General features: G+C 70.0%; 16 protein-coding genes. 2 read left to right on the forward strand and 14 right to left on the reverse strand.

Translation table 11 applies throughout. From position 1 onward, the window contains the following. Positions 1–44: 44 nt before the first annotated feature. The 4 genes from ACGFYN_RS03540 to ACGFYN_RS03555 form a co-directional block, all read right to left on the reverse strand. Complete coding sequence (locus ACGFYN_RS03540) at positions 45–734, reverse strand: response regulator (RefSeq protein WP_393864050.1); 690 nt, start codon at positions 732–734, stop codon at positions 45–47. Beyond that, a complete protein-coding gene (locus tag ACGFYN_RS03545) occupies positions 731–1,882 on the reverse strand; it encodes a sensor histidine kinase (protein WP_393864051.1) in 1,152 nt (383 codons plus the stop codon). The genes ACGFYN_RS03540 and ACGFYN_RS03545 overlap by 4 nt, the downstream gene beginning before the upstream one ends. Beyond that, positions 1,879–2,403 (reverse strand): DUF1453 domain-containing protein, encoded by a 525-nt coding sequence (locus ACGFYN_RS03550; protein ID WP_393864052.1) that lies wholly within the window; start codon positions 2,401–2,403, stop codon positions 1,879–1,881. The genes ACGFYN_RS03545 and ACGFYN_RS03550 overlap by 4 nt, the downstream gene beginning before the upstream one ends. A 203-nt stretch (positions 2,404–2,606) precedes the next feature. Next, positions 2,607–4,730 carry a type IIA DNA topoisomerase subunit B gene (locus ACGFYN_RS03555; RefSeq protein WP_393864053.1) on the reverse strand — a complete coding sequence of 708 codons (2,124 nt, stop codon included), beginning with the start codon at positions 4,728–4,730 and terminating at the stop codon, positions 2,607–2,609. A 444-nt stretch (positions 4,731–5,174) separates the two neighbouring features. Between ACGFYN_RS03555 and ACGFYN_RS03560 the strand changes: the two genes are divergently transcribed. Next, a complete protein-coding gene (locus ACGFYN_RS03560) occupies positions 5,175–5,405 on the forward strand; it encodes a hypothetical protein (protein ID WP_393864054.1) in 231 nt (76 codons plus the stop codon). Positions 5,406–5,520: 115 nt separating this feature from the next. On the opposite strand, the gene ACGFYN_RS03565 is transcribed toward ACGFYN_RS03560, so the two are convergent. The 9 genes from ACGFYN_RS03565 to ACGFYN_RS03605 all read right to left on the reverse strand — a co-directional run bounded on the left by ACGFYN_RS03565 (position 5,521) and on the right by ACGFYN_RS03605 (position 21,776). Next, positions 5,521–6,378, reverse strand: a complete 858-nt coding sequence (locus tag ACGFYN_RS03565; RefSeq protein ID WP_393864055.1) for a S1 family peptidase — start codon at positions 6,376–6,378, stop codon at positions 5,521–5,523. A gap of 1,075 nt (positions 6,379–7,453) precedes the next feature. After that, positions 7,454–8,470, reverse strand: coding sequence for a hypothetical protein (locus ACGFYN_RS03570; protein ID WP_393864056.1), 1,017 nt, complete (start codon positions 8,468–8,470; stop codon positions 7,454–7,456). Positions 8,471–9,170: 700 nt separating this feature from the next. Continuing rightward, the gene (locus tag ACGFYN_RS03575) at positions 9,171–10,706 is read right to left on the reverse strand and encodes an RNA polymerase sigma factor (RefSeq protein WP_393864057.1); all 1,536 of its coding nucleotides are present in this window, start codon (positions 10,704–10,706) and stop codon (positions 9,171–9,173) included. A 428-nt stretch (positions 10,707–11,134) separates the two neighbouring features. Continuing rightward, on the reverse strand, positions 11,135–12,022 hold the full coding sequence (locus tag ACGFYN_RS03580; RefSeq protein WP_393864058.1) for a FadR/GntR family transcriptional regulator: 888 nt from the start codon (positions 12,020–12,022) through the stop codon (positions 11,135–11,137). 162 nt (positions 12,023–12,184) lie between these two features. Then, the gene (locus ACGFYN_RS03585; protein ID WP_393864059.1) at positions 12,185–14,104 is read right to left on the reverse strand and encodes an ATP-binding cassette domain-containing protein; all 1,920 of its coding nucleotides are present in this window, start codon (positions 14,102–14,104) and stop codon (positions 12,185–12,187) included. 130 nt (positions 14,105–14,234) lie between these two features. After that, positions 14,235–14,993 carry an NUDIX domain-containing protein gene (locus tag ACGFYN_RS03590; RefSeq protein WP_393864060.1) on the reverse strand — a complete coding sequence of 253 codons (759 nt, stop codon included), beginning with the start codon at positions 14,991–14,993 and terminating at the stop codon, positions 14,235–14,237. Between the two features lie 131 nt (positions 14,994–15,124). Continuing rightward, a complete protein-coding gene (locus tag ACGFYN_RS03595; protein ID WP_393864061.1) occupies positions 15,125–17,044 on the reverse strand; it encodes a glycogen debranching N-terminal domain-containing protein in 1,920 nt (639 codons plus the stop codon). Positions 17,045–17,657: 613 nt separating this feature from the next. Then, positions 17,658–19,526 carry a DUF4192 domain-containing protein gene (locus ACGFYN_RS03600; RefSeq protein WP_393864062.1) on the reverse strand — a complete coding sequence of 623 codons (1,869 nt, stop codon included), beginning with the start codon at positions 19,524–19,526 and terminating at the stop codon, positions 17,658–17,660. 90 nt (positions 19,527–19,616) lie between these two features. Next, entirely contained in the window at positions 19,617–21,776 is a 2,160-nt protein-coding gene (locus ACGFYN_RS03605; RefSeq protein WP_393864063.1) for a RecQ family ATP-dependent DNA helicase, read from the reverse strand. Between the two features lie 383 nt (positions 21,777–22,159). Between ACGFYN_RS03605 and ACGFYN_RS03610 the strand changes: the two genes are divergently transcribed. Continuing rightward, positions 22,160–22,792, forward strand: coding sequence for a hypothetical protein (locus tag ACGFYN_RS03610; RefSeq protein ID WP_393864064.1), 633 nt, complete (start codon positions 22,160–22,162; stop codon positions 22,790–22,792). A 196-nt stretch (positions 22,793–22,988) separates the two neighbouring features. Here ACGFYN_RS03610 and ACGFYN_RS03615 read toward each other — a convergent pair whose 3' ends face one another. Then, positions 22,989–23,609, reverse strand: a complete 621-nt coding sequence (locus ACGFYN_RS03615; protein WP_393864065.1) for a hypothetical protein — start codon at positions 23,607–23,609, stop codon at positions 22,989–22,991. Positions 23,610–23,626 lie beyond the last annotated feature (17 nt).

Here is a 23,626-nt window from a genome sequence, read left to right on the forward strand (position 1 = left end):
GATCCCCGACTCTTCTCCCCGTGCTCTTCACCCCATCAGGTGACTCATCCCGCCGACGGTCTCGCCAGCCCTTTCGCGTACGCGTAACGCACCGCCTGCGCGCGGTCCTTGAGTCCCGTCTTCGCGAAGAGGTTGTTGATGTGGGTCTTCACCGTCGCGGTAGAGACATGCAGCTTGCGCGCGATCTCCTGATTGCTGAGGCCGTCGGCGATCAGGAGCAGCACCTCGGTCTCGCGTGCGGTGAGCCCGTCCGGCGGCTCGGTCGCGGTCACCGGCTGGAGCTCCGGTTCCGGGTCCGACAGCCGCTCCAGCAGCCGCCGTTGGATGCTCGGCGACAGCCCCGCGTCCCCGGACAGCACGCTCTGCACGGCCCGTACGATCTCGTCCCCGCCCGCGTCCTTGGTGAGATAGCCCCGTGCCCCCGCCCGCAACGCCGGAAACAAGGACTCGTCGTCCGCGTACGTCGTGAGCACCACGACCTGCGTGCCGGGGTGCTCGGCGCGAATCCGCCGGGTCGCCTCCACGCCGTCGCAGCGGGGCATGCGCAGGTCCATCAGCACCACGTCCGGGGCGAGTTCGGCGACGAGCTGCACCGCCTCGTCCCCGTCCGCAGCCGCACCGACCACCTCGATCCCGGGCAGCAGGCCCAGCAGCATCACGATCCCCTCGCGCACAACCGTCTGGTCGTCCGCCACCACCACCCGCGCAGGCCGTTCCCCGGCCTCTTCCGTCATGCGGGCACCTTCAGCGTCACCACGAACCCCTCCTCGTCCGGCCCGGCCTCCAGCGAGCCGCCCAGCAACTCGGCGCGCTCCCGCATGCCGAGCAGACCGTACCCGCCGCCCGCCCCGGCCAGCTCACCCGGCGAGCCGCCGGAGTCCCGTACGTCCAGCGTCACTTGCTGGTGGCTGTAGTCCAGTCGCACCTGCACCTTGGCCCCCGGCGCGTGCTTGCGGACGTTCGTCAGGGCTTCCTGCGCGACCCTGCGCACGGCCTGCGACGCCTCGGCCGGCAGCTGCCTGCGCTCACCCGTAATGGTGACCTCGGCGCCCGCCGTCACACCGGCGAGCTGGGACAGGAACTCCTCCAGCGGAGTCAGCTCGCCGCGCAGCGCGGACAGCGCCTGCCGCGTCTCGTCGAGACCGTCGCGCGCCATGCCCCGCGCCGCCACCACCCGGTCCAGGATCTGCTCCCGGTCGGCGCCCCGCTCGATCAGCAGCCTGGCCGCCTCCAGATGCACGAGCTGAGCCGAGAGGCTGTGCGCGAGCACGTCGTGGATCTCCCGGGCGATCCGCGCCCGCTCCGCCAGCGCCGCCGACTCCGCCTCGGCGGCCCGCGCGGCCCGCTCCTGGGCGAGCAGTCTCTGGGCATTGCCACGCGCCTCGGCGTCGAGCCGCAGCACATACCCGGTGAGGGCGAGGCCTCCCGTGGTGGCCGCCGTGGTCAGCCACACGTCGTTGTTCACCGCGGCGTACGAGGACAGGGCGACGGAGGCCATCGGCAGGGCGACCGCCAGCGGCAGCCGCTCGAGAGCGGTGATGGCACAGCCGCACCAGAGGACGAGGGCGGGTGCCTGGAATCCTCCGGCCTGGGCCGCCACCGCCAGTCCCAGCAACAGGAGCATGCAGGCCAGGGACGGCCACAGCCTGTGCTGCAGGGTGGTGCGGTAGAAGGCCCAGGCGAGGAACGCGGCCACGACCACCCCCACGCCGCCGGCGACCAACACCCAGCCGTGGACCCGGCTGCTGTGGAATGCGGCCCACAGCAGGAAGCCGAGGGCGGCCAGCCGCACGACCCAGGCGAGCATGCGCCGGGGCTGTGAGGTATCTGCCCGCCCCAGCGCCTCCCGGGAGGGCCAGCGCGTCCAGACGTTCTCCGTCACACACGCTCCTTCCGCGCGGGGCGGACCATGTCGTCACCGTACGCCGTGGTGGAACCCGCGGCCGGGGCGACGGCCTGGGCCCGCCATGTCAGGATTCCCGAGCGGACCAGGAGGGTGGCCGCGAGGGCGACGAGCAGGGCGGCGCTGTCCTGGTGCACGCCGACGGCGGCACCGAGCGCGTAGAGACCGACGCGCAGGGCTATGCCGACGATCCAGACGGTCACGCTCGCCTTGGTGCTCTTGCTCCACACCGAGCCGTCGGGCTGCGCCCATATCCGGGTGGTCCAGGCCCAGCCGGCTCCGGTGGCGAGGCCGATGAGCAGTTCGGCGCCGAGCAGAACGGCCGAGACGGTGCGGTGATGGACGTCCAGGATTCCGGGCTCGCGCAGCGCGACGACGGCGAGGATCAGGGGCACGAGCCACCAGCGCCTCCCGGCGCCTATCTGCTGTGCGCGGAACTGCCGGACGATCACCAGGACGACCACGGCCGCGATCATCAGCGCGTTGACGAGCCCGGACATCAATGCCTCCGTGAGCGAAGAAGGGATCCGCGGCAGCGAGTGCTGCCGACGCCTTCGACGCTACGGAAATCCGCAGGTCGGCAAATCGGAGCCGGGGTGGATCGTGGGTGGAACCGGCGACCGCCGTCGGCTCCACCCACGGGTGGAGCCGACGTACGACACCGCTGGTACCGGCTGGGGCCGACCCGGCCCGGACGCAGCGGCTACGCGTCGATGCGCGACCGGTCCAGCGTCGCCGCCGAGCTGGAGATGAACTCCTTGCGCGGAGCCACGTCGTTGCCCATCAGCAGGTCGAAGACGGACTCGGCCGAGTCCAGGTCGGAGAGGTTGATCCGGCGCAGGGTGCGGTGACGCGGGTCCATCGTCGTCTCGGCCAGCTGGTCGGCGTCCATCTCTCCGAGACCCTTGTAGCGCTGGATGGAGTCCTTGTACCGGATGCCCTTGCTCTCGAACTCCAGCAGCTTGTCGCGCAGTTCCCGGTCCGAGTACGTGTAGACGTACTTGTCCTGGCCCTTCTTCGGCTGGACGATCTCGATGCGGTGCAGCGGCGGCACCGCGGCGAAGACGCGGCCCGCCTCGACCATGGGCCGCATGTAGCGGTGGAACAACGTCAGCAGCAGAGTGCGGATGTGCGAGCCGTCGACGTCGGCGTCGGTCATCATGATGATCTTGCCGTAGCGGGCCGCGTCGATGTCGAACGTCCGGCCCGAGCCGGCTCCTATGACCTGGATGATCGCGCCGCACTCGACGTTCTTGAGCATGTCGGTCACGGACGACTTCTGAACGTTGAGGATCTTGCCGCGGATCGGCAGCAGCGCCTGGAACTCGGAGTTCCGGGCGAGCTTGGCCGTGCCGAGCGCGGAGTCTCCCTCGACGATGAACAGCTCGCTGCGGTCCACGTCGTCGCTGCGGCAGTCCGCGAGCTTCGCCGGCAGCGACGAGGACTCCAGAGCCGTCTTGCGGCGCTGTGCGTCCTTGTGCTGGCGGGCGGCGATGCGCGTACGGGCGGCGGCGACCGCCTTCTCCATGACGACACGCGCCTGCGCGGCCGCGTCGCGCTTGGTGGAGGTCAGGAACGCCTTGAGCTCCTTGGAGATCACGGTGTTCACGATGCGCCGGGCCGCCGAGGTGCCGAGGACCTCCTTGGTCTGGCCCTCGAACTGCGGCTCGGCCAGGCGTACGGTGACGACCGCGGTGAGGCCCTCCAGGGCGTCGTCCTTGACGATGTCGTCCTCGGCGACGCGCAGCATCTTCTTGGCGCGCAGGACCTCGTTGATCGTGCTGGTCACGGCCGTCTCGAAGCCCGCGACGTGCGTGCCGCCCTTGGGGGTGGCGATGATGTTCACGAACGACTTGAGGGTCGTGTCGTACCCCGTGCCCCAGTGCATCGCGACGTCGACGTCGAGCTCGCGGGTGACCTGGGTGGGCGTCATCTGCCCGTGCTCGTCCAGGACGGGGACCGTCTCCCTGAAGGTGCCCTGGCCGGAAAGGCGGAGGACGTCGCAGACCGGCTTGTCGCTCGCCAGGTACTCGCAGAACTCGCTGATGCCGCCGTCGAAGCGGAACGACTCCTCGCCCTTGCTGCCGCCCTCGCCGAGGCCGAGCTCGTCACGGACGACGATCGTCAGGCCGGGCACCAGGAACGCCGTCTGGCGGGCGCGCTGGTGCAGCGTCGACAGGGAGAGCTTGGCGTCCTTGAGGAAGATCTGGCGGTCGGCCCAGTAACGCGTACGCGTGCCGGAGCGGGTCTTGGGGATCTTCTTGACCTTGCGCAGGCCGCTCTTCGCCTCGAACTTGGCGTTGGCGCCGTCCCCGGCGAAGGCACCGGGGACACCGCGCCGGAAGCTGACCGCGTGGGTGTGCCCGTCCCGGTCCACCTCCATGTCCAGGCGCGCCGACAGGGCGTTGACCACGGAGGCGCCGACGCCGTGCAGACCGCCGGAGGCGGCGTACGAGCCGCCGCCGAACTTGCCGCCGGCGTGCAGCTTGGTCATGACGACCTCGACGCCGGACAGACCCGTCTTGGGCTCGACGTCGACCGGGATGCCCCGGCCGTTGTCCCGCACGTCGACAGAGCCGTCGTCGTGGAGGATCACGTCGATGTGGTCGCAGTAGCCCCCGAGGGCCTCGTCCACGGAGTTGTCGATGATCTCCCACAGGCAGTGCATCAGGCCACGGCTGTCGGTGGATCCGATGTACATGCCCGGGCGTTTCCGCACGGCCTCGAGCCCCTCGAGGACGAGCAGGTGCCGCGCGGTGTAGTTGGAACCGTCCCGGTCTGCTCCTGCCAGCAGCGCTGTGGACGGCACGGACGTCTCGGCGGTCACGCGGTTCGCTCCTCGCTGAATTTCAGGTGGGGCCCTCGTGGGTAAGGGCGCGGCTTCGGTAGCCGTCAAGAGGGTACCGAGGCCTGGTAGAGCCGTTGTAACGCCACCCTCGGGCTGAAGTTAAGAGTAGACCAGTGTCGCATACGTGTTCGATCCCTCGATGGGGTGAAGTACATATCACGTTCCCTTCCAGGCATGAACCATTTAGGCTCCGGGCACGTCCTCATGAACAACCGGCAACCCAGCCGGGAGGGCTAGACCATGACAGACCGCGCGAAACCGTAAGACACGACTGACACGCAATACGGCACATTCGCCGCCAACCGCCAGCAGACAGCCGTCCTCGAAGATTTTTTTCGAGGAGAAGCCCGGGGCGGGAACGTTTTGGGGCTGGTTGGATGTTGACCCTGGTACGACAGCTCGTCGAGCTAGAGAAGAGGCGACGTGACTACTGTTCTGACCCCCGCGAGCCCGCTGACGGCCGCTGACCGGTGCGACCGCTGCGGCGCACAGGCCTACGTGCGCGTTGTCCTGCTCAGCGGCGGAGAGCTGCTCTTCTGCGCCCACCACGGTCGCAAGTTCGAGCCGGAACTCAAGAAGATCGCCGCTGAGATACAGGACGAGACGGAGCGGCTCACGACCGTTCCCGCAAACGCTTCTGAAGAAGAGCGCTGACACCTCGCATCCACGACGAGCCAGATCCGGCACAGGCCGGGCACACGGGCGGCGCAGCCCCTGCATCCAGGGACCGCGCCGCCCGCGCTCGTGTCCGAAAGCCGCTCAGGCTCCCTCAGCGGCCCCGCTGGGGCCCGCTCGCCCCGACACTCCGCCCCTGCGCCCGTACGACCTCAGAGACGCGCGTGTAGACGCCGGGATCCTTCGCACGGCCGCAGCCGCTCCCCCAGGACACGAGCCCGATCAGCTTGCCCTGGGCGACCAGGGGACCGCCGCTGTCCCCCTGGCAGGCATCGTGACCGCCGCCCGTCTCACCGGCACACAGCATGCTCTGGGCCAGGTAGGCACCTTCGGTGCTGCCCGGATAGGCCTGCCGGCAGCGGCTGTCGGACAGCACGTGCACGCGCGTGGCCCGCAGGCTGCGCGCGTAGTCGCCGCCGCCGGTGAGATCTCCCCACCCGGAGACCATGGCACCCGTGCCCGGCTTGTAGGCCGGATCGCCGTGGGCCGCCATCTCGATCACCGAGCTCTGGGGCAGCGGCTCGGCGAGGGTGAGCAGGGCGAAGTCCTCGGCGTTGGTGCCGCTGTCGTAGTCCGGATTCACCCGGACCGCGCGCACCGGGATCTCCTGGCCGTGGTGCGAGAGCAGGTCCGTACGGTTCGCGATGACCTTGAGATCACTGACGCGCTTCGGCGATGCCCCGAGGACGTCCTCACCCATGCAGTGGGCGGCGGTGAGCACGGTCGTACGGCCGATGGCGACGCCGCCGCAGAACTGCCCGGCGCGCGTACCCCCGAACCGGTCACGGCTGGCCAGCGCCACCGTCCAAGGGCTCTCGGACACATCGATGGGGAAACTCCCTATGACAACGCTGTCGGCGGTCGCGGGGGCGGTGGACAGCAAAGGTATTGCGGTCACTGCGGCCGCAAGAGCCAGCGGCCGGACGAGTGCCCGGACAAAGAGTCGACGCATGCAGGCTCCTCACTCTCGGTTGGTTCTGGGAGACCCAGAGTCATCCAGCCCGCCGCACCCCGCACCCGCGCGACGACGCGAAAGCCCGGTCCTCCGGGGGAGAACCGGGCCCTTCGGTGTCGTACGACCGCGACTCGGTCGAAGAAGTCGCGCAATGGGTGGGTGAGCGCTGCGCTTGGCGTGCATACGCGCAGGTCGCTCGGAAGCGTAAGCCTGGAAATACTTTGGGCTGGGCCTTGACGGCGTGGGCATCGCAATCGTCGCGTTGCAGATGCTCGGAACAGTCGCTGCCCAGGCGACGTACCGCCGTGCCGACGGCACCGTGGAGGAGCGGATGCTCTACGAGGAGGACGCCGAGCGGCCGACCGAGGTGCCCCCCTACCCGCAGCGGGTACTGAATGCTGGTCGGCAGCATCACCACCAGCAGACGCCCTCCGGGCGCCAGCCGATCGGCCAGGCCACGAAGCGCGCGCCGGATCGGCCACGTGGTTCACCGACTCCTGCAACCACATCGCATCGAGCTGCTCGTAGGGCAGACGGGTGCGTCCTCGGCGATGTCCTCGGCGGGAGCAACGATCGGCGTCAGATCTGCCGGAGGCGGCGTGCCAAGCTGGCGGAGCATCGCCTCGGACGGGTCGACGCACAGCACGGGATGGCGCGGCTGGACTGCTTGGTCACTTTCCTGGCGAACATGCCCGCCCGGAGCCGATGTCGGCGATCTGTCGCGGGCGCTTGCGTGGCAACAGTCGGTAATTCGACGGCCGTTGGACGTTGATCGGCCTGGGCCGAGGCGCTGGAGCCGTGGTGTGACGGTGGAGGTCGTCAGGGCGTCGTCGGTCAGGAGCCGGCAGTTGCCGGCGATCGGCTTCGGCCCCTGCTCACTCCTGCCGGTCCATGCCGTTCACGGTGGAGATATCTCCTCGAGAAAGGGCCAAGAGGGCGGTGATGACCTCGTCCCAGGAGCCGAGAGTGGCTTTACGTGGTGGTACGTCGAGTCTTGGACGTTCTCCCACATAACGGTGCGGTCCCGGTGGACGCTGAGACTCCAGGACGTTATTCATCCAGTAGAACATCGCTACTGGAGGCTGAGCGCATGTTCATGCATGGGATACGCAGGGCAAATGAAGATGTTCAGTGAGCCGCCCCTGCCCACCCTCACTTGTGTCGGGACGTTCGCATCATGCGTGCCGATGCGAGCACGATCCTCCAGTGGAACCCAGCTGTTGGTGCCACCCCACTCGGCGGAGTTGATGGCCAGCAGTAGCTCCATGGGTGCCCCGCACGAGCAGAGGATTGCATGCGGACCGGTCACGCCCCAGGCCGCATAGCCCCCCACTTTCCAGCCCGGAGCAATGGAATGGTCGCCGTCGTAGGTGAGAAAGTGGCCCCTGTTCGCGGACTCCTCGCCTGTCTCATCCTCGATTTCCTCTTCCCATTCCTCGATGCGTCGCTGCAGGGTCTCGCTCAGGAGTTCAGCCCATTCGTGCTCTACGACCTGTTCCGGGTCGAGGGTGCAGGGCTCGGGAACGTAGCCCTCGTCACCAATCACTTCCGGGGAAGGGGGATTGACAAGTGGGGTGCATTCGGATGGCTTGCGCCATCGAAGGTGAACCTCCGGCGTCGCTTGCCTGCCATGTGCGCTGAAGGGGCACCACAAGACCTGCAGAACATCGTGCCCTTCGGGGACGATGAGATCAGGGATGTCTTTGGCGAACAGTTGGGCGAGGGGAAGTAGGGGGATAGCGTCAGTGTCACGGAGTCCGGGAACGTGATGCTCCAGCCGGAGTTGAGCCAGGGTCTCGCGCTCTTCATCAGTCGGGCCTGATTGGGGGCTTCGATTCCATGCCGCGTCAAGTAGACGACGCTCCTGGCGAATGTCGTCGATGCGTCGGCCGGAGTCACGTGGATGGGCTGCTCGGCAGGTGGGCCACGGCTCGTCGGCGGGCCACAGGAACGGGCCACCGATGGAGCTCTGGAACGGCCCCGGTGTTCCTCGGCGTGGGTGGAGCCGGGTGCAGATCTTCCGATAGCCGGCCAGTTCGGGGAACTCTGCCTCGATGTCAAACGGTCGTGGTGGGGTAGTGCGAGTCATCGTTATCCTCGTGTCGTCATGGACGGCTCACAGCTTCGGGTTGGGAACAGATCCGGTGCGCACACCCGACGCAGGGTTCTCGACGATCTCCCGGAGACTGAGGCCGCGATTTCCGTACGCCGATATCTCAAGCCCGCCACTTCTTGACAAGCTCACGCACCCCGTCCGGGTCCACCGGCGGGTCGGTCAGCCCGAGGAACTCCAGGCCGCTGGCGAGGGCGTCGCCGGACATGTGGTTGCACTCCACCGACAAGCTTGGCCTTCCGGGTGTGCATGCCCACTCCTGCAACGGCCTCGCCGTGTGATGCCCCACGCCGCGTATCCCCGAAGCCGCCTTGTGCATGGGCGTGGCTGTGTTCTTCAGGTCCGACACGCCGCCTATCCCCCGTACTTCACGCTGTGCACATGCCAACTCCGCTGACCGTAATGCGGGCGATTATGCGAGGTATGGTCAACGCCAAGGGCGAGTAAAGATCGTTATCGTTCGGCGTGAGATACAACCCGGCTCACGCTCCGCCACCCCGTAGGGGCGGGAGAGCGGCGCGGATCTGCTTCGGTCAGTAGATGTTGGTGGCGCGATTTGCGCTCACGCGGCACGCACGAACCGAGGTGTCGCGACATCTGGGCCAGCAGCGTGGTACTCGCACGTAAAAGCGCCCCTGACCCGCAACGAGGTCAGAGGCGCTTTCGAGGTATCGATCTAGTCGAGGTAGTCGCGCAGCACCTGCGAACGCGACGGGTGGCGCAGCTTCGACATGGTCTTGGACTCGATCTGGCGGATGCGCTCGCGCGTCACGCCGTAGACCTTGCCGATCTCGTCGAGGGTCTTCGGCTGACCGTCGGTGAGACCGAAGCGCATCGAGACGACGCCCGCCTCGCGCTCGGAAAGGGTGTCCAGGACGGAGTGGAGCTGCTCCTGGAGGAGCGTGAAGCTGACCGCGTCGGCCGGGACGACGGCCTCGGAGTCCTCGATGAGGTCGCCGAACTCGCTGTCGCCGTCCTCGCCCAGCGGGGTGTGCAGGGAGATGGGCTCACGACCGTACTTCTGGACCTCGATGACCTTCTCGGGGGTCATGTCGAGTTCCTTGGCCAGCTCCTCCGGGGTGGGCTCGCGGCCCAGGTCCTGGAGCATCTGGCGCTGCACGCGCGCGAGCTTGTTGATGACCTCGACCATGTGCACCGGGATACGGATGGTGCGGGCCTGGTCGGCCATGGCGCGGGTGATCGCCTGACGGATCCACCAGGTGGCGTACGTGGAGAACTTGTAGCCCTTGGTGTAGTCGAACTTCTCGACCGCGCGGATGAGACCGAGGTTGCCCTCCTGGATCAGGTCCAGGAAGAGCATGCCGCGGCCGGTGTAGCGCTTGGCCAGGGAGACCACCAGACGGAGGTTGGCCTCCAGGAGGTGGTTCTTGGCGCGGCGGCCGTCCTCGGCGATGATCTCCAGCTCGCGCTTGAGCTTGGGGGCGAGCTTGTCGGCGTTGGCCAGCTTGTCCTCGGCGAACAGACCGGCCTCGATGCGCTTGGCGAGCTCGACCTCCTGCTCGGCGTTGAGCAGCGGGACCTTGCCGATCTGCTTGAGGTAGTCCTTGACCGGGTCGGCCGTGGCGCCCGCGGCGGCGACCTGCTGGGCCGGCGCGTCGTCCTCGTCCTCGTCGGAGAGAACGAAGCCGGCGCTCTCGGCGCCCTCGGGCTCGTCGGCGCCCTTGGGGGTCTCCTCGGCCGACTCCTCCTCGACAGCCTCGCCGTCGTCCTTCTTCGCGCTGGTCTTCTTGGCCGCCGTCTTCTTGGCGACCGTCTTCTTCGCGGCCGCCGGCTTCTTGGCGGCGACCGCCTTCTTCGCAGCGGCCTTCGGGGCGTCGTCCTCGACCGGCACGTCGGCGACGGGCTGTGCCTCCGGGGCGGCGGCGGTGGTGGCCTTCTTGGCCGTCGCCGTCTTCGCCGCGACCGTCTTGGTGGCGGTGCGCTTGGCCGGACTCTTCGCTGCGACGCTCTTTCGGGTGCGCTTGGGCTCCGCGGCACTGACCATCAGCGTCACACCCTCTTCCTCGAGGATCTGGTTGAGGCTGCGCAGTACGTTCTTCCACTGAGTGGCCGGAATCTGGTCAGCTTCGAAGGCCCGACGCACATCGTCGCCGGCGATCTGCCCCTCAGCCTTTCCCCGCTCAATAAGAGCCATGACAGAGACGGACTCGGCGATCTCCGGCGGGAGCGTACGGGATGTGCTGGCCGACACGAACAACCTCTCGGAACGTTGGAAAACGGCTTCCGGCCCCGTCCATGGCGGACAGGAGCCGACCGCCGGCTTTGGGGATTGGGCCGACGGCGCGGGCGGGGGCCGGGAAGATGCACAGCGCCGCGAACGACGTCCGTATTCCCTTCTCGGCAGTCACCTCTTAGGTCATCGCGCTGTTTCCACGAGTGTTACGCCCAATCTACGTGGCCCGAGTCACAGCCCGTAAACGCTCAAAAGCGGGCAGATACGGACAGAAGAGGTCGTCCCGGGGCCGAATCGCTGCACTACCAGAGTCCCACTACCCGTCACGCCGTCGGACCCCGCAGGATCTCGCGGATCCTGCGGGGTCCGACGGAGGCGGTTCGGCGGCCGTGCGATGCCACAGGAGGAAGAAGACATCTCCCGGCCGCGCCGCCCGCGGGGTGTGGTCAGTGTTCGCGCGGCGCGGGCACGACGCGCTCCACCTCGGGGTGGACGGTGAGCAGCTGGCGCATGGCCGACTCGGCCCCCGCTCCGTCCCCGGTCCCGACGGCGTCGACGATTCGGCCGTGATGCCCCAGCGAGGCCTCGTTCGGCCGGTCACAGCCGGTGACCGGACCGCCGGACACCTGCAGGGCGGCCGTGACGATCCCGGAGAGGTGGTCCAGCATCCGATTGCCCGCGACCTGGATCAGCAGGGAGTGGAACTCGCTGTCGGCACGGGAGAAGGTGATCGCGTCCCCCTGCCCCATGGCGTGCCCCATGATCTCCACCATGTCGACGAGCCGCTGCTGCACGTCCTCGCGCCCGTGCCCCGCGGCGAGGCGGGCGGCGAGCGGTTCGATCGTCCAGCGCAGTTCGCTCAGCTCGCGGCGCTGGTCGTCACGCTGCGGCCCGTAGGCGCGCCATTCGATGATGTCCGGGTCGAGCAGGTTCCAGTCGCTGACGGGGCGCACGCGCGTGCCGACGTTCGGGCGGGCACTCACCAGGCCCTTGGCCTCGAGAACGCGGAGCGACTCGCGGACGACGGTGCGGGAGACCTCGAAGCGCTGGCCGATCTCCTCGGGCACCAGCGGACGGTCGGCGCCCAGATCACCGGAAACGATCATCTGGCCGAGCTGCTGCACGAGTTGGCCGTGGAGCCCGCGTCCGCGGCTGCCTGCGGCACGTCGGCCCACGCGGCCCAGCTCGGGTTCCGGGCCCTCCCAGGCAGGAGCTCCGACGCGGTCGACCATGGGGGTCTCTGCGTAGGGATAGCGGTCCAGTTCGCCCGGGCCGACGAGACCGGAGTCTGCGGAGCGGGCGGAGGTCATCATGGTGTGCGCAAGGGTACTCACGGGACTTTTGTCGGCGCTCTCCCCAACTCCCTTGAGGGCTTTGGTGAAAAGCACACGAAAGGGTGATCGCTCACTTCGCCTCAATTGACGCCTTATCGGAAAGGAATGGGCTTCACTCCGGGAGTTGTGCACAGGGTGGGCGCGAAAGTGTCCGGACGGTCGTCATCGGACCCGGCTGCGCAACGTGGTGAGCAGATATGCGCAGAGCAGAGCCGTGAGCGACAACGTCAGGGCGCCTCCCACAGGTTGGGCGATCACCCGCGCCAGGGCGGACAGATAACGCTCACCTCCGAAGGGCCACTGCACCATCAGCACCTCCCGGAGCCGCAGCGGAAATCCGGCTGCCGTACGAACGGACGATCCCACCAAGACCTTTTGTACGAGCGGAACGACGGCGACCGGTACGGCGAGCACGGCCGCAAGTCCCGCAGTTGTGGACCGGAATACACCTGCGGCCAATACCCCGGCCCAAGCACATCCGACGACCAGCCCGAGCCAACTCGCGCTCAGCGAAATCCAGTCCGCGGGAACTTGCGTGAGCTCCCGTCCGTAGACGATGTAGAGCATTTCGGCGTCACAACCAAGCGTGGTGAAGGCCAGCAGCAGCGCGGTGGCCGTGGCGACGAAGAGTTTCGCGGCGAGCAGCCCCAGCCGGCGGGGCACGGTGCCGCGGTCCGCCGCCAGGGCGGGGTGGCGGAACTCGTCTCCGAAGGCCAGCGCACCGAGCAGTCCGGCACCGAGCGCGGCGGGCGGCAGCGGCAGTTCCCGCGGCCACGCGGCCAGCAAGCGCGCCTGCGGGGTGTGCCCGGTCCGCGCCAGGAGTACGGCGGTGAGTGCGGACACGACGAGCACGGCTGCCGCGGTGAGGAAACCGGTGCCGATGCCGGTGGCGCGACGGATTTCGTAGCGCAGGGGGCGGAGGGGGGAGGGGGCGGGGCGGGGGGAGATGGGCGGAGGGAGGGAAGACCCGTCGTCGCCCTGAATCCGGGCAAGCGGTTCGGCGTGCGCGTGTCGGGAAGCGCAGGCCTGGTGCGTGGAATGTGGTTCCGCGCCTGCCGAATGGGGCTCATCGACTAGGGCCGCCGCGGGTGCCGGACCAGGTGGCGCCGTGTCGGCATCCTGGCTGACGTCCGCGTGGGGCATCTCGCCACGCGCCTGCGGCTCCTCGACGGTGACCGGTTGCCGGAGGAGGGTGTCCGTCGCCCCGGGCCCCATGTCTCCGACCTCGTCGGCAAGTTGATGTACGAGGACGCCGTGCCGGAAGGCCGTCTCGCCGACGTCGGCGCAGCTACTGCCGTACACGGAGAGACGGTTGCCGCCCTCGCGCACGACCTCGACGGAGCGCTGCGCGCCGCGCGCTTCCTTGGTGAGCAGGGCGGCGAGACGCGGGGCGTGCGGGCTGCGGACGGCGACGCGAGGACGCAGCCGGGTACGGGCGAAGTCGCCGGCGTCCTGGTCGGCGACGAGTCTGCTCTGCTCCAGCGTGACGACGCGGTCGGCGCTGCGGGCTGCCTCCTTCGGGTCGGCCGTGGTGATCAGAACCGTGCCGCCCTGGGCCGCGTGCGCGTGCAGCATGCCGTAGAGCCAGCGGGTCTCGCGGGCGGAGAGTCCGTCGGTGGGTTCGTCGAGTACGAGGGTGTGCGGATCGGGCAGCAGGGCGCAGGCCAGACCGAGGCGGCGGTCCATACCTCGCGACAGTGTGCCGAGGCGCTCGTCGCGCAGTGCGGCGAGGCCCACCGCCTCGATGATCTCGTCGGCACGGCGGACGGTGACTCCGGCGGCGGCGCAGAGCATGCGGAGATGGCCGCGGACGGTGCGGGACGGGTGTCCCGGCACGTCGCCCAGGAGCACGCCGACCTCGCGCGACGGATGCGGGATGCGGTGCAGGGGGCGACCCCTGAAGTAGGTGATGCCGCGGCCCTGTTGGAGTTCGAGCATGAGTCTGAGGGCCGTCGTCTTTCCCGCCCCCGGCGCACCGAGCAACGCGGTCACGCGGCCCGAGTGCGCGTCGAAGGAGACGTCGTCGACGGCGCACGGAAACCCCTTGCGGGGAATGCTGGTCAACCCGAAGACCTGGATCACGGCAGCAAGATAGCGCGCTATGCCCTGTTTTATGGGGATCGCACGCCTAATCGGCAGTCCGCGGCAGGACCGCTCGGACGTCGTGCACCGTTCTCCGCCGCACCCGGGGCGCCGAGTTCGGGCTCCGCCGTCACACTTCGGGGCGCAGCATCGGCGGGTTGAGCAGCGTGGCGCCGCCCGCCCGGAACAGCTGCGCCGGGCGTCCGCCCTGACGCGTGGTGGTCCCGCCGGTGGGGACGAGGAAGCCCGGCGTGCCCGTCACCTTGCGGTGGAAGTTGCGTGGGTCCAGGGCCACGCCCCACACGGCCTCGTAGACCCGGCGCAGTTCGCCGACGGTGAACTCGGTGGGGCAGAACGCCGTGGCGAGCGAGGAGTACTCGATCTTGGACCGGGCGCGCTCCACGCCGTCGGACAGGATCTGGGCGTGGTCGAAGGCGAGCGGTGCCACCGGTTCGCCGTCACGGCCGTAGCCGCCCTGCTGCAGCAGTTCCTCGAGCGGCGCCCAGCGTGCGTTGCTGGCGTCTCCGCCCGCCCGCGGCGCCGGCAGGTCGGGAGCGAGCGCCAGGTGGGCGACGCTGACCACGCGCATGCGCGGGTCCCGCTTGGGGTCGCCGTACGTCGCGAGCTGCTCCAGGTGCGCGCCGTTGTCCTCGGCGGGGAGGGACGGCTCATGCGCGCGCAGCCCGGTCTCCTCGGCCAGCTCACGGGCAGCGGCCTGCGACAGATCTTCGTCGGCCCGTACGAAGCCGCCGGGCAGTGCCCAGCGCCCCTGAAACGGAGGTTCGCCCCTGCGTACCGCCAACGCGCACAGAGCATGGCGGCGCACGGTCAGCACGACCAGGTCCACGGTGACGGCGAAGGGCGGAAATGCTGACGGGTCGTAGGGCATGCGGCGATCATAGTCGTCTGCTTGACGATAAACACTCCCTTCGCCGGTCGCTTCGATGGCTGATCCACATCGGGCCGATATGCGCCTCGCCATGCGGTCCGGGCCGTTGTGCGGCCGTGCGCCGGCCGTGGTCACACCCCCAGTTGCAGCCCGTCGGCAGCCTCCTCGACCATGGCGAGGCCGAGTCTGCCGACCCGTACGGAGAAGGGGGCGCCGGCGATCCGAAGTCCCGTCAGGACGATCTCCCCCAGGGGGGCTCTGTGCACGGGGCGCAGCGTGACCGTCCGGGCGGGGGCGTCGGGGCGGATGCCGGCGAGCGTGACCGGCAGCAGGACGCCGGCGGCCGCGGCCGTGGCGGCGGGGCGGCAGGCTGCCGGGTGCGGGAGAGGAGCGCTCCCGTCGGTGCGCTGCTCTCCCGCGTACATCTCGGGCAGCCGGTATCCGAAGGACTCGGCCGCGGCCAGAGCACCCCTCAGCAGCGAGCTCGCCTCCTTCTCGTAGCCGGCGGCGGCGAGGCCCGCGACGGCGATGGCGGTCTCGTGGACCCGCACGGCTCCGGTGCGGTGACCGAACGGGTTGTATCCGACTTCCTTCACCGCCAGCCCGCGCAGACCCCAGCCCGTGTCCATGGCCGGGCCGCCGAGCAGCCGTGCCAGCTGTTCGGTCTGCACCTTGCCGAGCAGCCCGGGTGCCAGTTCGCCCTCACCGAGCAGGCCGGTGTCGAGAAGATGGACGGAGGCCGCCCCCAGGTGCGGTACCGGGGTGCCGTCGGGGGCGCGGGCAGCCGCGGGTCTGCCGCCGCTCAGGTCGTCGATCCAGAAGTCCTCCCCAAACGCCGTCCGCAGCGCCTTGGCCCACTGCCGCAGCTCGGCGGCGCCGGGTCTGCCGCAGGCGTCGAGCAGGTCGGCACCCAGCAGGGCGGCACGGTGGGCGTGAGCCTGGGTCTCGCAGCGGACGGGCCCGCCGGGGTGCGGGTCGCACAGGTAGGTATTGTCCCCGACGGTCGTCCGCAGCCAGGTCAGACAGCGCTCGGCCGTCGGCAGCAGCTCCTCCGTCTCGGAATCAGGCAGGCCCCAGCGGCGGGCCTCCGCGAGAAGTGCGGGGAAGAGGAGGGTGGCTTCCGTGCCGGTGCAGGCCGGGGGCAGGTGGGTGCCCGCGTCCCGTCTCGGGCCGGGGATCATGCCCGACTGCGGTCCTGCGCCCTGGAGTTGAGTGCGGGCGAGGGTACGCAGCGTACCTGCGGCGAGCCGGGTGCCGAGAGGCAGTGTCATCCGGGCTGCGGCCAGTGCGTCGGCCGGGGCCGGGCCGCAACGCCAAGGGGCTCCTGCCGCGAGATGCATGTCGGCCGGGTGCGCGGGGTCGCGCAGCAGGAGGGCGTTCAGATCCTCGACGCTGGTCCGCAACAACGGCTGGAGCCGCGAGTCGTCGCCGGATGCCTGTGCGGAGGCGAGGGGGCTCGTGGCCGTGCGGCCAAGGGCCCGGACGGGTCCCGCTCCGTCCGCGCGCACCCTCAACTCCACGCTTGTGCTGCCGCCGGGAGGCAGCTCGAGCTCCCAGCGCAGCAAACCCGCGGAGGCCAGCGCGTCCATGGGCGTGGGATCCGCCGTGACCGAGGAGGTCCCGGTCGGGCATGACCAGCGCAGGCCAGAGTCGTAGACGCTGGCGGGCAGTTCGGGCCCCGCCGCGCCGGACGCGATGGCGCCCAGCTCGGCCATGTCGGTGCCGAGGGCGACCTCGACCGGCACGCGCAAGGGGCGAAGTGCCGCACTGTGCAGCGTGATCCGCTCCGTCCCGTCCGCGCGGCGGATGCGCTCGACGACGACGTCCGGATCCGGGCCCGAGTGCGGGGAGGCGCGCAGCGCACCCACGAAACGGGCGCTGTCGGCCGTGATCATGCGGGCTTGCACGGCCAGCGGTTCGCGTCCGGACACGCGGAGCCGGCAGCGGGAGAGCAGGCGTCGGCCTGAACGGTAGAACCCCTCCAGCCCCTGGCCCGTCATCTGCCCCTGGTCCGTCGAGATGGCGAGGGCGGGGAGAGCGACGCAGATCATGGTGGTGTGGGTGGGGGGCAGGTCGATGGGTCGGCGGGGTGGTGAGGGCGGGATCGGGGCCTGAACCGCGGGTGGGGGCAGGGGTCGGCTCTTTCCCGTCGAGGACTGCGACGGGTGTGAACGGTCCGGGCGTGCCTCGGAGTGTTGGGGGGAGCTCACCCAGCCGGCCGCGCGCCGGTCCCGGTGCGTCGGCGTGGACCTGGATGCCGTCTGGAGCCGGTCCGTCGTTACGGGCGCGCGCCCCTCCTGGGCGATGGGTGAGAACGCGCGCGGGGCGTCGGTCGTGAACTCGGGTCGAGGGACGTGGTCCGTGTGTACCGGTGGATCGGCACCCATCCCGGGAGACGGGCCGGACCGGTCGACCGGACTGTCGTCGGCGGCGGCGGAAGGCGGAGTCAGCTGATGCATGGCGTGGCTTCTTCTGCGCTCGGTGCGCCTCGGGCGTGTGCGGCGCCGGGTGGGGGGTCCGGACGGACGTGACGGGGTGGCGGCACGGGCATCCGGGTGCTCCACCACACAGGTGAACGGAAGGGGGGTCCTTCGGGTCACGCTCACGTCGGGCCGTGGCTGAACTCGATCCGGCCGCACCGGCCGGCGCTTCCCTGGCACGCGCTCACGCCTCCCCCTCGGTGCCGTCGCTTCCGGCGTGCCGATTCCCGGGACCGGTGTGCAGGTCCCCGGGACGGCTGCCGCGGCGGCGCAGAGCGCTCTTCCCGGAGGTACGCGGGCGCGTGTGCTCGGCCCGTGCGGCGGGAGGGCGGGTGCCACCTGCCGCGGGCGTCCGCGGGCGAGGAACCTTCGCTCCACTCCCCCGCCCCTCTGATGGCGCCGAGCGCGGATGGCCACCCACAGCGCCGCGCTGTCGGACGCGGCGTCGCGAGCGGGAAGTCGCTCCCGGTGTTACCGGTACCGGGTCCGTCTCGACGGCCTCGGCTGCCGACGGGTCCGCAGTCGCCTCCGTCTCGTTCTTGCAGAATTCCTTGTCCCTGCAGAACTCCTCGTCCCTGCTGGACGTCACGTCCTCGCCGAGATCCGCGTCCTCGTCGAGCGGTCCCTGTACTGCCACCGGCACGCGGTCGCGGTCCTTCCGCTCCGCCCGAAGGCAGCGGCGGATCGACTCCGGGTCCAGTCCCTCGTTACAGGCCTGGTGCAGGAGGCGAGCGAACAGGTAGCCCGGATCCGCGCCCAGCGCCATGGCCAGCGCCTCGCGGGCCTCCAGGTCGTCGCCCGTCGACCAGGCGACCCAACCTGCCAGCGTCAAGGGCGCCGCAGCGTGCTCGCCGTAGGGCCCGACGCACCTGCGGGCCAGGGCTCGCCAGAGCCGGAGTGCGTTGACGGCGTCATCGCCTTCCATCCATTCGGCCGCCCGGTCCCGGGTCGCGCGGTCCTGCAGACCGAGAATCACCGTCGCGGCCTCGTCGTGTCCGAGCAGTTCGTCATCGCGTAGATCCGACAGGAGAAGGCCGGACATGGGCGGGGCGTCCGCCAGCCGGTGCATGATCCGCGCGGCCAGCTCCAGCGTCTCGTCGGCCACGCCCGCACGACTGACGTCGTCAAGAATCCTGGGAACCAGCGCCATGCTCGCGGCATCCAAGGCGCTCTCCTGCTCCAGGGCGGCGGCGGTCTCCCAAGGCTGCAGCCTGGCCCGCAGTTCACGCAGAGAGCCGCGCACCTGGAGGCCGGCGTAGGTGGCAGCTGCGGCCAGGACCGAAGTGCCGGGCAGCCCCATGGGGACGCCATCGGGCGGGCAACAGGCTTCGTTCACGCAGCAGTACGACCAGAAGCGACCGTCCGAGATGCACAGTGCCTCGATCACGGGCACGTCGAGGAGACCGCATTCGACGCGAAGCTTCTGGGCCAGCGGGCGCAACCGCTCCATGACGTCCCGCCCTGACTCGCCCTTCTGCGGTTCCTGGCAGAGGTAGGCGACCATCTGCTCGGGCCGGGCTCCCCTGCGCTCGCTTCCTTTCACCAGTCCCTGGGCCAACTGTCGCGCCACGGAACCCCAGTCGTCCGCGCTGGAGGGAATGCCGAGCCGTGCGCGGCCGCCGAACCGGCCACGCACGTCCCGGTCGTGCAGGGCGACCAGGACGATGCTGTCCTCGGGGCGGTACCCGAGCAGATACGGCAGCGCGTCGGCCAGTTCTGCCGGAGTACGGAGTGTCACCTGATGCTGGGCGCCGTGGCTGTCGTAGGCGGTGCAGTCGACTTGGCCCGGGCGCGGGTCCGGCTGGCTCAACCGCTTGTCGTCGAAGCGCCCCGAACCCTTGTTGAAGCTCACTGCGTCTTCGTCGATGGTCACTGCACCTTCGCTGGTGCTTCCCGCACCTTCATTGCCGAAGCGTCCCGAACCTTCGTCGTCGAAGGGGCCCGGACACTCCTCGTCGAAGCGCCCCAGACCCTCCTCGTCGAAATCGTGCTCGTCACGCTCCGCAGCCTTGCCGTTTTCGGGGGATCCAGTTGTTTCGCCGTGATTCGTCATGCCCTGACGATCTCGCGGATCACAAAACTCCGCTTTGCCCTGTGGATAAGTCGGGCCAGGGACACGTCAATTCGGGCTTGGGCCAGAGGCTCAGCCCGTCGCGGCAAGAACCAACGGAAGCACCTGCCCGCTGCCCGCCCGACGGAGCAGCCGCGCGGCAACCGCGAGCGTCCACCCGGAGTCGGTGTATTCGTCCACCAGCAGAACAGGCCCAGGAGACCCGGCCAACGCGGCCCTCAGCTCCTCCGAGACGGTGAACGCACCTGACAATTCCCGCAGTCGCTGGGCGGAGTTGCTGCGCCTTACCGAGTGCGCACCTCCCGGTCCGCTGTACGTCAGCGCGCCCAGCAGCGGCAGTCGGCCGACCGTGGCGATCCCCTGGGCGAGTGAACCCACCAACTGCGGGCGGGTGAGGGACGGTACGGCGACGATCCCCACGGGCCGGGCCATGGCGTCCGCGACGTCCGGCGCCCAACCACCCGGAGAGCGCGCCCAGTCGGCGAGGACCGCCACCGCGGCCTGCAGCACATCGGCGGGGACCGGACCGTCGGGCGCGTTCTCCGCGAGCAGCGGGCGCAGCCGGTTGCCCCAGCCGATGTCCGACAGCCGGCCCAGAGCACGCCCCGTGGAGCACTGCTCCCCGGCCGGGATACGACCCTTGAGTTCGACGCCCAGAGCGGGCATCCCCGTCGGCCACATCCGGCGTGGTTCGACCTCCACCCCGGGGCGGTCAAGTTCCTTCGTCGCTGCGGTCAGCGTCTCCGTCGAAACGGACGAATCGGCCCAGGGGCCCGCGCAGTTGTCGCAGCGGCCGCACGGGCGCGCCCCCTCGTCGTCCAGTTGCCGGCGCAGGAACTCCATCCGGCACCCGGTCGTGCTCACGTAGTCGCGCATGGCCTGCTGTTCGGCGCCCCGCTGCCGTGCCACCCAGGCGTAGCGCTCGGTGTCGTAGACCCAGTCCGCGCCGGTCGTCGTCCAGCCACCCTTCACGCGCCTGACCGCGCCGTCGACGTCGAGCACCTTCAGCATGGTCTCGAGTCGGCTGCGCCGAAGGTCGACCGCTGCCTCCAGTGCGGGCACGGAGAGCGGGCGGCCCGCGTCGGCGAGGGTCGCGAGGGTCTGTCGTACCTGCGCCTCGGGCGGGAAGGCCGTATCGGCGAAGTAGCGCCAGATGGCCTCGTCCTCCTTGCCGGGCAGCAGCAGTACGTCGGCGTGCTCGACGCCGCGGCCGGCGCGGCCCACCTGCTGGTAGTAGGCGATCGGCGAGGACGGCGAGCCGAGATGGAGCACGAAGCCCAGGTCCGGCTTGTCGAAACCCATGCCCAGCGCCGAGGTGGCGACCAGGGCCTTGACCCGGTTGGCGAGGAGGTCGTTCTCGGCCTGCAGCCGGTCGGCGTTCTCCGTGCGCCCCGTGTAGGAGGCCACCGGGAAGCCGCGCTGGCGCAGATACGCGCTGGTCTCCTCCGCCGCGGCCACCGTCAGCGTGTAGATGATCCCGGAGCCGGGCAGCTCGTCCAGATGCTCGGCGAGCCAGGCCAGGCGGTGCGCGGCGTCCGGCAGTTGCACCACGCCCAGCCGCAGGCTCTCCCGATCCAGGGGGCCGCGCAGCACCAGGGCCTCGCCGGAGCCGGTGCCCAGTTGCTCGGCCACGTCCGCCGTGACGCGCGCGTTGGCGGTCGCGGTGGTGGCCAGGACCGGCACGCCCGGGGCGAGGTCGGCGAGCATCGCCCTCAGCCTGCGGTAGTCCGGGCGGAAGTCATGGCCCCAGTCGGAGATGCAGTGTGCCTCGTCGACCACCAGCAGGCCGGTCGTGGCGGCGAGCTTGGGCAGCAGCTGGTCGCGGAAATCCACGGAGTTGAGGCGCTCCGGGCTGACGAGGAGGACGTCGGTCTCGCCGCGCTCCACCTCCTCGTGGATCGTGTCCCACTCCTCCGGGTTGGCCGAGTTGATGGTGCGCGCGCGGATGCCGGCCCGCTCCGCCGCCTCGACCTGGTTGCGCATCAGCGCCAGCAGCGGCGAGACGATCACCGTCGGGCCGGAGCCGCGCCGGCGCAGCAGAGCGGTGGCGACGAAGTACACGGCCGACTTGCCCCAGCCGGTGCGCTGCACCACCAAGGCACGCCGGTGATCACGCACCAGCGCTTCGACCGCCTCCCACTGGTCCTCCCGCAGGCGCGCAGAACCGCCGGGGTCACCCACCAGCTGAGCGAGGATGGCGTCGGCTTCGGTACGGAGCTCCACATCGTCCATGCCCCCATGCAACCCGACAGCACTGACAATCAGCCACTTCACCCTGTGTGACGACGCGTGGCGGGTCGTCGACGGACCATTCGCCGGACGAGAGACGGACCGACCCTCTGGAACACGCCCAGCCCAACGGTGTGCGAATCTGAGGTGAACGGCCGTCCCATGGGTCGTGGCTCAACACTCTGGGTAGGGATATAAACCACACACCCCCAGATTTCGGTCAGTGGCCCCAATTGCTCGTTGCCGCATCCAAGTTCGACCGCAAGAATTGAAGTCAGCTCCCCGCACGGCTTGTCCGTGGGCCCGGCAAGGGCTCTGTTTGCGGTGCGCGCTCCCCCGTACAAGACCTCCGCCCGTAGCGCGGGCGTGTAGCCGAAGGGAGGACCGTGACCTTCGGATTCGCTCCGTCCTCGGCGGCCGCGTCAGCATCGGCCGCCCTGTCCGCCGCGTCCGCCAACCCCCTCGCCCGCATGCTCGAACCCGCGGAGTGGGCCTCAGCCGGGATCCCCCTGCTGCGCAACCCCCGGGAGGTCGTCAGCGGGTTGCACGCCCGTCACCATCCCCGGCCCGCGACCGCTGTCGTGGCCGTGCTCGATCCGGACGAACGGCTGTGCGCGAGCGCCTCGTTCACGCGCCGGGCCGCTGCGGCCGACGGCTGGATGTTCCGCAACACGCTGCTCGCCCAGTTGCGCCGGGTCATCCCGCACGACCTGCGGCGTCGTGCACCGGTGCGCACCGCCGTGCTGCTCTACTGCCGTGAGGGCGACGCGCGCTGGACCGAGGAGGACGGCGCATGGATGTGGGGCCTGCGTGACGCGTGCACTCTGCACGGACTGCGCTGCGGCGCGTACATCACGCTGACGCGGGACGGCTGGCAGGTCCTCGGCGAGGGTCGCGGCGGACGCCGCCCCCACGCGGGGTCGACACCGGAGCCCCTCGGCTCGTCCGAGGCACCGCCTCCGCTGCCGCGGACCGGTGGTGCGGCCTCGGAGGTCCTGCGCCGCGCGGCGGCCCGCTGAGAGCGCCGCCGGGCGGGAATCGGCCTCCACCCGCCGAGCCGTACCGGCACTCCGGGGAACCCCGCAACCGCCGGCGAACGCGCACGCCCGCCGGGCCTGCCGGGATCATCAGCGCATGGCGAAACGCCCGCTGTGCTTGTCCGCCGCTACGGCGTCCGAGCCGTTCCGGTGTCCTTGCGGACGGGCCGGAAAAGGCTCAGACGCCCGCGCCCAGAACCGAGTTGATCTGCTGCGGGTCACCGCAGACGATCAGCAGGGTGCCGGCCCGGGAAAGGGCCAGCGGCAGCGCTGTGGCGGCGGTCGCGTCGGAACTGCCGTTGACGGCGACCACGACCACGGGACGGGCGGCGGCGCGACCGGCGACATCAGCGTCCATGTAGAAGACGTCGTCGCCCGCGTCGTGCTGCGCCCAGTAGGAGGCTTCGCCGAAGGACAGCTCGTGGGCGGCCCACGGGTGCTGTTCACCGGTGGTGATCACCAGTACTTCGCCGGGGGCGCGCCCCGAGTCCAGAAGCAGGTCCACGGCTTCGTCGGCGGCATCGAGCGCGCCGCCCACGGGGGCCGGGATCAGCTGGATCTGCGGGGTGGCCGAAGCAGCCGGGGCCGAAGGCTCGGGCTGCACCATGGCCGCGTCACGCGACGAGCGCTGCGCCGGCGGCGCGGGCCGAAGCGGACCGGGACGACCGGGACGCGGCGGAGCCGCGGGACGCGGACCGGGTACGGGACGAGGGGTCGGCGCGGTGCGGCCGCTGGACGGCGTGGCGCGGGGACCCTGGGCACTCTCGTGAATCTGAGGCTCCTCGGGAATGAGAGGCATGAGCTGATATTTATCAA

The sequence above is a fragment of the Streptomyces sp. NPDC048419 genome (assembly GCF_043200415.1).
Classification (GTDB): Bacteria; Actinomycetota; Actinomycetes; order Streptomycetales; family Streptomycetaceae; genus Streptomyces.

Excerpts from the sequence above, each read along its gene's own strand:
- ACGFYN_RS03540 (WP_393864050.1), bottom strand. The coding sequence starts at position 734 with ATGACGGAAGAGGCCGGGGAACGGCCTGCGCGGGTGGTGGTGGCGGAC.
- ACGFYN_RS03550 (WP_393864052.1), bottom strand. The coding sequence starts at position 2,403 with ATGTCCGGGCTCGTCAACGCGCTGATGATCGCGGCCGTGGTCGTCCTG.
- ACGFYN_RS03565 (WP_393864055.1), bottom strand. The coding sequence starts at position 6,378 with ATGCGTCGACTCTTTGTCCGGGCACTCGTCCGGCCGCTGGCTCTTGCG.
- ACGFYN_RS03570 (WP_393864056.1), bottom strand. The coding sequence starts at position 8,470 with ATGACTCGCACTACCCCACCACGACCGTTTGACATCGAGGCAGAGTTC.
- ACGFYN_RS03590 (WP_393864060.1), bottom strand. The coding sequence starts at position 14,993 with ATGCCCTACGACCCGTCAGCATTTCCGCCCTTCGCCGTCACCGTGGAC.
- ACGFYN_RS03595 (WP_393864061.1), bottom strand. The coding sequence starts at position 17,044 with ATGATCTGCGTCGCTCTCCCCGCCCTCGCCATCTCGACGGACCAGGGG.
- ACGFYN_RS03600 (WP_393864062.1), bottom strand. The coding sequence starts at position 19,526 with ATGACGAATCACGGCGAAACAACTGGATCCCCCGAAAACGGCAAGGCT.
- ACGFYN_RS03605 (WP_393864063.1), bottom strand. The coding sequence starts at position 21,776 with ATGGACGATGTGGAGCTCCGTACCGAAGCCGACGCCATCCTCGCTCAG.
- ACGFYN_RS03615 (WP_393864065.1), bottom strand. The coding sequence starts at position 23,609 with ATGCCTCTCATTCCCGAGGAGCCTCAGATTCACGAGAGTGCCCAGGGT.